Raw genomic sequence first — 11,048 nt, forward strand, 5'->3', positions numbered from 1 at the left:
GGCCGCGGAGGGCGCCGGCTCGGTCGGCGCGCTGGGCACGGCGGCGCCGGGCTGCAGCAGAGCGCAGCCGGCCAGTGGCGCGGCGAGGGCGAGGAGGAGCGGCAGCACGAGGCCGCGTGGCGCGGAGCGGGTCGTCATGCGTCTCCCCTAGCGTGCCGATGACGCTGCTGTGAACTCCGCGCGCGGCTGCGTCCGAGGAGGCAATGAGTCGTCAAGCGACATCCACCGCGGTGTGCGCGACGCAGTCTCCGCGCTCCACGCGGGCGGGATGCCGCTGGCAGACCACCACGCCGTCGGCGGCGAAGCGGCAATCGACGGGCGTGCGCGCGGGATCGTCCACGAAGTGGACTCGGCCGCAGAGGTCGCCCGCCTTCACGCTGTCGCCAAGCTCCACCGCAGGCTCGAAGACGCCGGCCGTCGGGGCGTGCACGAAATGCGCGCGCGTGGGTACCTCCATCATGCGTGTTGGGCGCGGTTCGACCACGCCCTCGACGATGCCCATGTGGCGCAACAGGCGCTCGAGACCCTCCTCCACGATGGCGAGGCCGCGGCGCGACAGCGATCCGCCGCCGCCGAACTCCCCGCCGAGCGCGGGCACGCCGCGCTTCATCGCCGCGTGCGGCGAGTAGCGCGCATCCGACCCCGCGCGCCAGACCAGGGAGACGGGGGCGGCGAAGGCGCGCAGCGCGGCGAGCCCGCGCGCGTGGACCTCGGGGTTGTTGCCGGCATGCGTCGAGGCGAACTGAACATAGGCGAGTGAGCCGCCGCCCGAATGCAGGTCGTGGAACAGGTCGGCTATCGGGAAGAGCACGCTGTCCACGTAATGCGCGATGGCGGGCGTCGGCGTCGCGTCCGGATTGCCGGGAAAGGATCGGTTCAGGTTGCCCTCGTCGAGCGGCGAGGTGCGCGTGCCCGCCATGGCCGCGGGCAGGTTCAGCGCGGGGATCATGATGACGCGGCCACGGATGCGTTCGGGCTTCAGCTCCCGGATCAGGTTGCACAGCGCGACCTGGCCTTCGTACTCGTCGCCGTGGTTTCCGGCCGTGAAGAGCGCCGTCGGCCCCTCGCCGTTCTTCACGACGGCGGCGGGGATGGCGATGGTGCCGTAGGCCGATCGCGTGACGGAATGCGGCAGGTGCAGCCAGTCCACCTGCTTGCCGTCGCGCGCATAGTCGATCGGCGTCCAGATATGAGTCGGCCGGTCCGTCATGGCAGTCCCTCCCCGGCGGGCAAGCTTGCGCGGCTCCGGCGGGGACGTCGAGATCCCCCATTGCGCTGCCGGCCCGCTGCATGGTCAGCTTCCTGCGGGGACCCGTCCGGGGAGGACGCATGCGCCTGTTCGCCGCGACCATCGCGACCGAGACCAACACCTTCTCGCCGCTGCCGACGAGCCTCGCGGCTTATCGCGACGGCGTGTTCCTCGCGCCGGGCGAGCACCCGGACGCGACGCCGCTGATGTGCACCGCGCCGCTCTGGGTCGCCCGGCGCCGGGCCGCGGCGGAAGGGTTCACGCTGATCGAGGGATCCTGCTTCGCGGCAAGCCCGGCCGGCACGACGAACCGCGCGGACTACGAGTGGATGCGCGACAAGGTGCTGGCCGAGTGCCGCGCGGCGATGCCGCTGGACGGCGTGCTGCTCGGCCTGCACGGCGCGATGGTCGCGCATGGCTATGACGACGTCGAGGGCGACATCATCGAGAAGGTGCGGGAGATCGTCGGGCCGGACTGCGTCATCGGCGTCGAGCTCGACCCGCACTGCCACCTGACGCTGAAGCGCGTGCGGCTGTCGGACGTGGTCATCCTCTACAAGGAATTCCCGCACACCGACGTGGTGGAACGCGCCGAGGAGGTACTGGACCTCGTGCTGCGCACCATCCGCAAGCAGGTGAAGCCGGTGATGTCGATGTACGATTGCCGGCAGATCGGCAGCTACCCGACCACCTTGCCGCTGATGCGGGCCTTCGTGGACAAGGTGAAGGGGCTGGAGGGCAAGGACGGCATCCTCTCCATCTCGATCGGCCACTGCTTCCCCTATGCAGATGTCGCGGAGCTGTCGGGGCGCATCCTGGTCATTGCTGACGGCGACAAGGCGAAGGCCGACGCGATGGCGACGCGGATCGGACAGGAGTTCGTCTCGATGCGCGGCCGCACGGCGCCGGACTACATGGAGGTCGCGGAGGGCTTCGCGGCGGCGCGGGCGCATAACGGCGCGCCGGTCGTGGTCGCGGACCCGGCGGACAATGCCGGCGGCGGTGCGCCCTCCGACAACACAACCATGCTGCGCACCCTGATGGCGATGAACGCCGACAGTGCCTGCATCGGGCCGATCTGGGATCCGATCGCCGTGCGGCTCTGCTTCGACGCCGGCGAAGGCGCGGTCTTCCCGCTGCGCTTCGGCGGCAAGACCGGCCCCGCTTCCGGCCCACCGGTGGATGCGATGGTGACCGTCACGGCGCTGAAGCGCGATTGCTGGCAGAGCTTCGGGCCGACGCAGGTGCCGGTCGGCGACTGCGCCGCGGTGAAGGTCGGCGGGGTGGAGGTGGTGCTGATCAGCAATCGCACCCAGGCGCTCGGGCTCGAGCTGTTCCGCAACCTCGGGATCGAGCCGACGCAGCGCAAGATCGTCGCGGTGAAGTCCACCAACCACTTCATGGCAGCCTTCGGGCCGATCGCGGACCGGGTGATCTACGTCGATTCCGATGGACCGCTGAGCCGTGACTACCGGAAGATCCCCTACACGAAGATCCAGCGGCCGATCTGGCCGCTCGACGCGGTGGCGGAGCCTGCATTGATCTATTGACGCAAGGCGACGGGAGAGGAGGCACAAGAATGACGACGCGACGCGAGGTATTGGCAGGGGGTGCGGCGCTGCTGGCCGCGCCGCGGCTGGCGAATGCGCAGGCCCGTCCGGGGCAGCCGCGCGTCGTGCGGGCGGTCATGCACGGCGACGTGCCGACCTTCGACCCGATCTGGACCACGGCCAACATGGCCGCCTACCACGGCGCGATGGTCTACGACACGCTGTTCGGCACAGATGCCAACGGCGTGCCGCAGCCGCAGATGGTGAACCGGCACAACGTGTCGGACGATCGCCTCACCTGGACCTTCGAACTGCGCGACGGGCTGCGCTGGCATGACGGCACGCCGGTGACGGCGGCGGATTGCGTCGCCTCCATTCGTCGCTGGGCCGCGCGCGACGGCGCAGGGCAGCACATGTTCCAGCGCGTGCGCGACCTGTCGGCGCGCGACGACAAGACGGTCGTGATGACGCTGTCCGAACCCTATGGCCTGGTGCTGGAGGCGCTGTCCAAGACGTCCACGCCGATCTGCTTCATGATGCGCCGTCGTGAAGCCGAGACCGACCCGATGCAGCGCATCAGCGAGGTGGTGGGATCCGGCCCCTTCACGCTGAACCAGACCGAGACGCGGATGGGCAGCCGCTACGTCTACGACCGCAACCCGAACTACGTACCGCGCAGCGAGCCGGCCTCCGGCATCGCCGGCGGGAAGCGCGTGCTCATCGACCGCGCCATGTTCGTCAACATGCCGGATGTGCAGACCGGCGTGGCGGCCCTGCAGGCAGGCGAGGTCGAGTTTGTCGAGACGCCGCCGATCGACGTGCTGCCGAGCCTCGAAGGCGACCGCAACATCCGCATCGAGATCCTGAACCGCCTGGGGCAGGTCGGCTGGATCCGCCTGAACTTCCTCCATCCGCCCTTCAACAACCCGAAGGTCCGGCAGGCGGTGCTCTGGGCGGTGAACCAGGAGAACCACATGCGGGCCACCTTCGTGGACCGCCGCTTCTACCGGACCTGCGGCAGCCTCTTCACCTGCGGCACGCCGATGGAGAACGACGCCAACACGGAGTGGTTCACGCGCGGCCCGAACGTGCAGCGCGCGCGGCAACTGCTGCAGGAAGGGGGCTATGACGGCCGTCCTGTCGTGCTGCTGCAGGCGACCAACATCCTCTACATGACGAACGCCGCGCAGCTGCTGGCGCAGGAGCTGCGCGCGATCGGCATGAACATCCAGGTCGCGCCGATGGACTGGTCCGGCGTGGTGCAGCGCCGCGCGGTGCAGGCGCCACCCGAGCAGGGCGGGTGGAACATCTTCATCACCGCCGCCGGCGGCCCGGCCGTGGGCAACCCGATCGCGCTCGCAGGCCACGCCGCGACCGGCACGCGCGGCTGGTTCGGCTGGCCCGAAGATGCGCGGCACGAGGAGCTGCGCAACCAGTGGGCCGCGGCGCCGACGCCGGAAGCCCGGCTCGCGGTGGCGCGGCAGATGCAGGAGAATGCCTGGAACTTCGTGCCGCACCTGTATTTCGGCCAGTGGACACAGCCGGTCGCCTATCGCGGCACGCGCAACTGGCTGCCGGTGCCCGAGGTGATCCCGTTCTGGAACGTCGAGCGGGTCTGACACCACTTTGGGCGCCTACATCGCGCGGCGGCTGATCGCGACCATCCCGGTGATGCTGGTGGTCGCGGTCTGCGTCTTCCTGCTGCTGCACCTGACGCCGGGCGATCCGGCGGCGGTGCTGGCAGGGGACAACGCCACCTCGGACCAGGTGGCGCAGATCCGCGCACAGCTCGGGCTGGACGAGCCGCTCTGGCGACAGTTCGGCATGTGGCTCTGGCGGCTGATGCAGGGCGACCTCGGCGAGTCGCTCTTCTGGGGCAAGCCGGTGCTGGACCTGGTGCTGGAGCGCGCCGAGCCGACGATCTCGCTTGCACTGACCACCATCACCTTCGCGGTCATCATCGCGGTCTCGCTCGGCGTGCTGGCCGCCTGGCAGGCGGGCACGCTGGTGGACCGGCTGATCATGGGCTTCGCCGTGCTCGGCTTCTCGGTGCCGGTCTTCGTGGTCGGCTACGTCCTGATCTTCGTCTTCGCGATCAACCTGCGCTGGGTGCCGGTGCAGGGCTACACGCCGCTGGCCGAGGGCGTGGGGCCGTGGCTCGAGCGGCTGGTGCTGCCCTCCATCGCGCTCGGCCTCGCCTATGTCGCGCTGATCGCGCGGATCACGCGGGCCTCCATGCTGGAGGTGCTGGCGGAGGACTATGTCCGCACGGCACAGGCCAAGGGAGTCGCGACGCGGCCGATGCTGACGCGGCATGCGCTGAAGAACGCCGCGGTGCCGATCGTGACCGTGGTCGGCATCGGGGTCGCGCTGCTGATCGGCGGCGTCGTCATCACCGAGACGGTGTTCAACATCCCCGGCGTCGGCCGCCTCGTCGTGGATGCGATCCAGCGGCGCGACTATCCGATCATCCAGGGCTGCATCCTGATCTTCTCGGCGGTCTACGTGCTGGTGAACCTGCTGGTGGATATCTCCTACACCTTCTTCGACCCGCGGATCCGCTACTGAGATGAGCGAGGCGGCGATCGCGGCCGAGGAGGCGAGGCCGGGGCGGCTGAAGGCCTTCGGGACCTTCGCACGACGCAACCCCACCATCGTGATCGGCGCGGTGCTGCTGGCCTTCATGGTGACGCTTGCCCTGCTCGCGCCGCTGATCACCAATCCGCCGATGCAGGCCTCGCCGGCCGACCGGCTGAAGCCGCCCGATTTCTCGAACTTCTTCGATCCGGAGAAGCGCGACCGCTTCGGCACCGACAACCTCGGCCGCGACATCTTCGCGCGCACGCTGCACGGGGCGCGGGTGTCGCTGATGGTCGGCCTGAGCGTGGCGATCCTCGCCACCGTCATCGGCCTCGCGATCGGGCTGGTCGCCGGCTACTACCGGCGCGTGGATGCCGTGGTGATGCGGCTGATGGACGGCCTGATGTCGATCCCGTCCATCCTACTGGCGATCGCGCTCGTCGCACTGACCCGCGGCGGGCTGCTGCTGCTGATCATCGCCATCACCATCCCCGAGGTGCCGCGCGTCGTGCGGCTGGTCCGCGCCGTCGTGCTGGCGGTGCGGGAACGCCCCTTCGTGGACGCGGCGATCTCGGTCGGCTCGCGCTCACGCAAGATCATCATCCGCCATGTGCTGCCGATGACGGTGGCGCCGCTGATCGTCCAGGCAACCTACATCTGCGCCAGTGCCATCCTGATCGAGGCCGGGCTGTCATTCCTCGGCGCCGGCGTCCCGCCGGAGATCGCGACCTGGGGGAACATGATCGCGCAGTCGCGGCTGTTCTTCGCCCGCGCGCCCTGGCTGATCTTCTTCCCCGGCGCGGCGCTCGCACTGGTCGTGCTGGCGGTCAATCTGCTGGGCGACGGGCTGCGCGACCGGCTCGACCCGCGGCTGGCGAGGCGGATGTGAACCTCGTCGAGCCAGAGATGCAGGTTGCGACGGCGGTGAAGCCGATCCTCGAGGTGGAGGACCTGCGGACGCATTTCTTCACCCGCGACGGCGTCACCCGCGCCGTGGACGGCGTGAGCTTCACGGTCGCGCCCGGCGAGACGCTCGGCATCGTCGGCGAGTCGGGCTGTGGCAAGTCGGTGACGGCACTCTCGATCCTGCGGCTGCTGCCCGCACGGCTGGGGCGGATCGTCGGAGGGTCGGTGCGGTTCGAGGGCCAGGAGTTGCTGTCGCTGCCCGAGGGCCGGATGCGCGACATCCGCGGCAACCGGGTCGCGATGATCTTCCAGGAACCGATGACCAGCCTCAATCCGGTGCTGACCATCGGCGACCAGATCGCGGAAGCGGTGATGATCCACCAGGGCGCATCGAGATCGGATGCCCTCAGGCGTGCCGCGGAGATGCTGCGCCTGGTGCGCATTCCGGATGCGGAGAAGCGGGTCGGCGACTATCCGCACCAGTTCTCCGGCGGGATGCGGCAGCGCGTCATGATCGCGATGGCGCTGTCCTGCTCGCCCCGGCTGCTGATCGCGGACGAGCCGACCACGGCGCTCGACGTCACGGTCCAGGCGCAGATCCTGAAGCTGATGCTGGAGTTGAAGCAGGCGACCGGCTCGGCTGTGATGCTCATCACCCACGACCTCGGCGTGATCGCGGAGACCTGCCAGCGGGTGATCGTGATGTATGCCGGGCGCGTGGTGGAGCAGGCGGAGGTGCTGGAACTGTTTGATGCGCCGCTGCATCCCTACACGCGCGGCCTGATGGCCTCCATCCCGCGGATCGGGCTCGGCCGCCGCAAGCGGCTGGCGGAGATCCCGGGCATCGTGCCGGACCTGCGGAAGCCGATCGTCGGCTGCGCCTTCGCGCCACGCTGCCCGATCGCCTCCGCGCGCTGCCGGGCGGAGCCGCCGCCGCTGGCCGAGCATCGCCCCGGCCACCTCGCCGCCTGCTGGCACGCCGGAGAGATGCCGTGAGCGCGCCGGTCCTGGAGGTGACCGACCTCGTCAAGCACTTCCCGGTGCAGCGCGGCCTGCTGCGGCGGACCGTCGCGCATGTGAAGGCGGTGGACGGCGTCAGCTTCACGGTGGCGCCGGGCGAGACGCTTTGCCTCGTGGGCGAATCGGGCTGCGGCAAGTCCACCGTCGCGCGGCTGATCACGCGGCTGGTGGAGCCGACGGGCGGCAGCATCCGGCTCGGCGGCACGGACATCACGAAGCTCGACGACGCCGCGATGGTGGCGCATCGGCGGCGAGTGCAGATGGTGTTCCAGGACCCTTATGCCTCGCTGAACCCCAAGCTGCGGGCCGGCGACATCGTGGCCGAGCCGCTTGAGAACTACGAGGCGATGGGCCGCGCGGAGCGGGAGGAGGCGGTCGCCGCGGTTCTGAAGAAGGTCGGTCTGCGCGCCGAGATGATGCGGCGCTTCCCCTTCGAGTTCTCGGGCGGGCAGCGCCAGCGCCTCGGCATCGCGCGGGCATTGGCCTTGAGGCCCGACCTGATCGTGGCGGACGAGCCGGTCAGCGCGCTCGACGTCTCCGTGCAGGCGCAGGTGCTGAACCTGCTCGTGGACCTGCAGGAGGAGTTCGGGCTTTCCTACCTCTTCGTCTCGCACGACCTGGGCGTGGTCGAGCATATCGGCCACCGCATCGCGGTGATGTATCTCGGCCGCATCGTCGAGATCGGGTCGAAGGACGACATCGTCTCCGAACCGCTGCATCCCTACACCAAGGCGCTGATATCGGCAGCGCCGATCCCGGACCCACGCGCGCGGCGGGAGAAGCTGGTGATCGAGGGCGATGTCCCCTCTCCGCTCGATCCGCCGCCGGGTTGCCACTTCCACACGCGCTGCCCCTTTGCCGTGGCCCGGTGCCGCAGCGAGGCGCCGGCGCTGCGCGAGGTGCGGCCGGGCTGGAACGTCGCCTGCCACCTGGTCGAGACGTAGGCCCTACCCGAGCTTCACCGCGCCGAAGCGGCCCGCGCGGTAGTCGCGGATCGCGTCCATGATCTCCTCCGCCGTGTTCATCACGAAGGGACCATGCGCGACGACGGGCTCGTTGCAAGGCGGCGCGTGACCGAACAATACGACGCTGTCCTCATCGGCCTGGATCTCCACCTCGTCGCCGTCGTCGGCGAGCGTGACGAGGTGGAAGGCCGGGACAGGCGTGCCGGAGACCTGCACGGCGCCGCGCACGACATACAAGAACACCGCATCGCCACGCGGCACGGGCGCTGCCACACCGCCATCGGCGGCGAGGCGGAGCACCGACATGAAGACGCCGGTGAGCGACTGCACAGGACCGGTGCGGCCGAGCGTCGTGCCGGAAATCAGCTCGACCGTCACCCGGCCCTCGTCCAGGGCGAGCTTCGGGATCTGCTCCGCCTGCAGCCCCTGATAGGCGGGCGTGCTCATCTTCAGCCGCCCCGGCAGGTTCACCCAGAGCTGAAGGATCTCGAGCTTCCCGCCGTCGCGCTTGAAGGAGGCCGGCGAGACCTCGGCATGCACAAGGCCGCGCCCGGCCGTCATCCATTGCACGCCGCCGGCGCGGATCACGCTCTCATGCCCGCCGCTGTCGAGATGGGCGAGTTCGCCTTCGAGGATGAAGGTCACAGTCTCGAAGCCGCGGTGCGGGTGCGGGCCGAAGGGCAGGCCGCCGTTGCCAGGCGGATAGGTCTGCGGCCCGTGGTGGTTCAGGAACAGGAAGGGGTCCACCTGCTCGAGGCCCGGGCCGGGAAGCGGGCGATGCGTGACGAGGTCGCCGATGTCGTCGCGCAAGGCGGGATGCACGCCGGTGACGCTGCGGGTGGCCATGTCAGGCCGCCTCGCTCGCGGCCTCGCGGCCGCGGATGAAATCCGCCGCCCGCTCGGCGATCATCATCGTGGTCGCGTAGGTGTTGGCCGAGGGCATGGACGGCATGATGGAGGCGTCGGCGATGCGCAGGCCCTCCATGCCGTGGACCAGCAGCCGGTCGGAGACCACGGCCGTCGGATCGGTCGCGGGGCCCATCCGCGCCGTGCCGATCAGATGATAGGTCGTGCTGCCGTTGCGCTTGGCGAAGTCCAGCAGCTCGTCGTCGGACTGCACCTGCCGCCCCGGCAGCGTCTCGGATTCGACGAATCGTGCAAGCTCCGGCGTCCCCAGCATCCGGCGCAGCAGGCGCATTCCGCCGAGATGCACGCGGATGTCCATCGGGTCGGAGAGGTAGTTCGGATTGATCTCCGGATCCTCGAAGACGTCGTCGCTTCGCGCGCGCACCCAGCCGGTCGATTCCGGGCGGTGCTGCCAGGCGCCGGCCGTCACGCCCGGATAGTTGTCGAGGATGTAGACCTTGCCTTCGGCGTAGCTGCCGGGCGTGAAGACGCATTGCAGGTCGGGCTGGTCGAGCCCTTCGAAGCTCTTCCAGAAGACATGCACATGCGACGGCGTGGTAGCGAGGATGGAGGGGCGCTTGAGCGCCCAGCGCGCGATCTGCGCGCCGAGCCGCAGGCCGCGCGACAATTCGTTCAGCGTCTCGACGCCGGGCTTGGCGCGCATCACGAAGCGGCTGGCGTAATGGTCACGGAAGTTGGAGCCGACGCCGCGGATCTCGTGCACCACCGGCACGCCGAGGCGGCCGAGCAGGTCGGCCGGGCCGATGCCCGAGACCTGCAGCAGCCGCGCGGTGTTCACCGTGCCCGCGGTCAGGATCACCTCGCGCCGCGCGCGCACCTCCTGCGGCGGCGAATTGCGCGCGGCGAGGTAGCTGATGCCGACGGCGCGCCTGCCCTCGAACAGGATGCGGCTCGCCCGCGCGTCGGTCCGGACCTCGAGGTTCTTCCGCTGCATCGCGGGCCGCAGGAAGGCGACGGCCGCGGAGACGCGCCGGCCGTTCCGGATGGTGCGCTGGTAGTAGCCGACGCCCGCCTGGTCGCCGCAATTGTAGTCGCGCGCACGGGGGATGCCGAGGCCGATGCAGCCCTGGATGAAGGCTTCCGACAGCGGGTTGATCCAGTCCATGTCGGTGACCGGGACGGCACCTTCGTTGCGGCCGCGGGTCGCGTCGGAAACGCCGATCCGGTTCTCGGATCGCCGATAATAGGGAAGGCAATCGGCATAACCCCAGCCGCGATTGCCGCGCTGGGCCCAGCTGTCGAGATCGGCCGGCTGCCCGCGGTTGTAGATCATGCCGTTCACCGAGGAGCCGCCGCCGAGCGTGCGGCCCTGGGTGGTCGCGATCCGGCGGCCGCCCGTCATGGGCGTGGGCTCGGTCTTGAACTGCCAGGTGACGGAGGGGTCGGCGAGTGTCTTGATGAAGCCGGCCGGGACATGGATCCACGGGTTGCGATCGGGCGGACCGGCCTCGAGCACGCAGACCGTGACCGAAGGATCCTCGGTCAGGCGGTTCGCGAGGACGCAGCCCGCGGCGCCAGCGCCGACGATGACGTAGTCGAAGCTGTCAGGTTCGCTCATGCGGGCAGCATAGGCGGCGCCGCGGGATCGCGGCAGCCCGGTTGACCGCATGGGCTACCGCGTGGAGCGTGCCGCCATGGGGGAGCTTCTGATCCTGCTCGGACTCGGCGTGCCGCTCGGCCTGCTGGTCGGCTGGGCGCTCGGCATCGCGGGCTGGCGCGAAGCCGGGCGGCTGCGGCGCGAGTTGTTCGAGTTGCGTGAGGCGTTGCGCGCGCAGGGCATCGCGGTGCCGGGTGCGCCGCGCCCGGCCCCGCCGCCGGCGGCCGCACCCGCCCAAGCCGTCGCCCCGAGCG

Annotated in this window: 10 protein-coding genes; 7 read left to right on the forward strand and 3 right to left on the reverse strand. The window is 70.0% G+C overall.

Annotation, left to right across the window (positions count from 1 at the left end; genetic code table 11):
• Window positions 1-211: 211 nt before the first annotated feature.
• Window positions 212-1,210 carry a succinylglutamate desuccinylase/aspartoacylase family protein gene (locus tag L2I40_RS11085; protein WP_237215020.1) on the reverse strand — a complete coding sequence of 333 codons (999 nt, stop codon included), beginning with the start codon at window positions 1,208-1,210 and terminating at the stop codon, window positions 212-214.
• A 119-nt stretch (window positions 1,211-1,329) separates the two neighbouring features.
• Here L2I40_RS11085 and L2I40_RS11090 point away from each other — a divergent pair, with 119 nt between their 5' ends.
• Genes L2I40_RS11090 through L2I40_RS11115 form a run of 6 tightly spaced genes read left to right on the forward strand, consistent with a single transcriptional unit; the run spans window position 1,330 to window position 8,249 of the window.
• A complete protein-coding gene (locus L2I40_RS11090) occupies window positions 1,330-2,799 on the forward strand; it encodes a M81 family metallopeptidase (protein ID WP_237215021.1) in 1,470 nt (489 codons plus the stop codon).
• Window positions 2,800-2,828: 29 nt separating this feature from the next.
• Window positions 2,829-4,418 (forward strand): ABC transporter substrate-binding protein, encoded by a 1,590-nt coding sequence (locus L2I40_RS11095; RefSeq protein WP_237215022.1) that lies wholly within the window; start codon window positions 2,829-2,831, stop codon window positions 4,416-4,418.
• 7 nt (window positions 4,419-4,425) lie between these two features.
• A complete protein-coding gene (locus L2I40_RS11100; protein ID WP_237215023.1) occupies window positions 4,426-5,367 on the forward strand; it encodes an ABC transporter permease in 942 nt (313 codons plus the stop codon).
• Between the two features lies 1 nt (window position 5,368).
• Window positions 5,369-6,268, forward strand: a complete 900-nt coding sequence (locus L2I40_RS11105) for an ABC transporter permease (protein ID WP_237215024.1) — start codon at window positions 5,369-5,371, stop codon at window positions 6,266-6,268.
• Window positions 6,269-6,285: 17 nt separating this feature from the next.
• Entirely contained in the window at window positions 6,286-7,281 is a 996-nt protein-coding gene (locus L2I40_RS11110) for an ABC transporter ATP-binding protein (protein ID WP_237215025.1), read from the forward strand.
• Window positions 7,278-8,249, forward strand: a complete 972-nt coding sequence (locus L2I40_RS11115; RefSeq protein WP_237215026.1) for an ABC transporter ATP-binding protein — start codon at window positions 7,278-7,280, stop codon at window positions 8,247-8,249. Before L2I40_RS11110 ends, L2I40_RS11115 begins: the two co-directional genes overlap by 4 nt.
• 3 nt (window positions 8,250-8,252) lie before the next feature.
• Here L2I40_RS11115 and L2I40_RS11120 read toward each other — a convergent pair whose 3' ends face one another.
• Both L2I40_RS11120 and L2I40_RS11125 read right to left on the reverse strand, forming a co-directional pair.
• Window positions 8,253-9,116 (reverse strand): pirin family protein, encoded by an 864-nt coding sequence (locus L2I40_RS11120; RefSeq protein WP_237215027.1) that lies wholly within the window; start codon window positions 9,114-9,116, stop codon window positions 8,253-8,255.
• 1 nt (window position 9,117) lies between these two features.
• A complete protein-coding gene (locus tag L2I40_RS11125) occupies window positions 9,118-10,755 on the reverse strand; it encodes a GMC family oxidoreductase (protein ID WP_237215028.1) in 1,638 nt (545 codons plus the stop codon).
• A 49-nt stretch (window positions 10,756-10,804) separates the two neighbouring features.
• Here L2I40_RS11125 and L2I40_RS11130 point away from each other — a divergent pair.
• A partial coding sequence (locus L2I40_RS11130) for a hypothetical protein (protein WP_456305740.1) occupies window positions 10,805-11,048 on the forward strand: 244 nt, incomplete at its 3' end.

It is taken from the genome of Falsiroseomonas oryziterrae (assembly GCF_021864505.1).
Classification (GTDB): Bacteria; Pseudomonadota; Alphaproteobacteria; order Acetobacterales; family Acetobacteraceae; genus Falsiroseomonas; species Falsiroseomonas oryziterrae.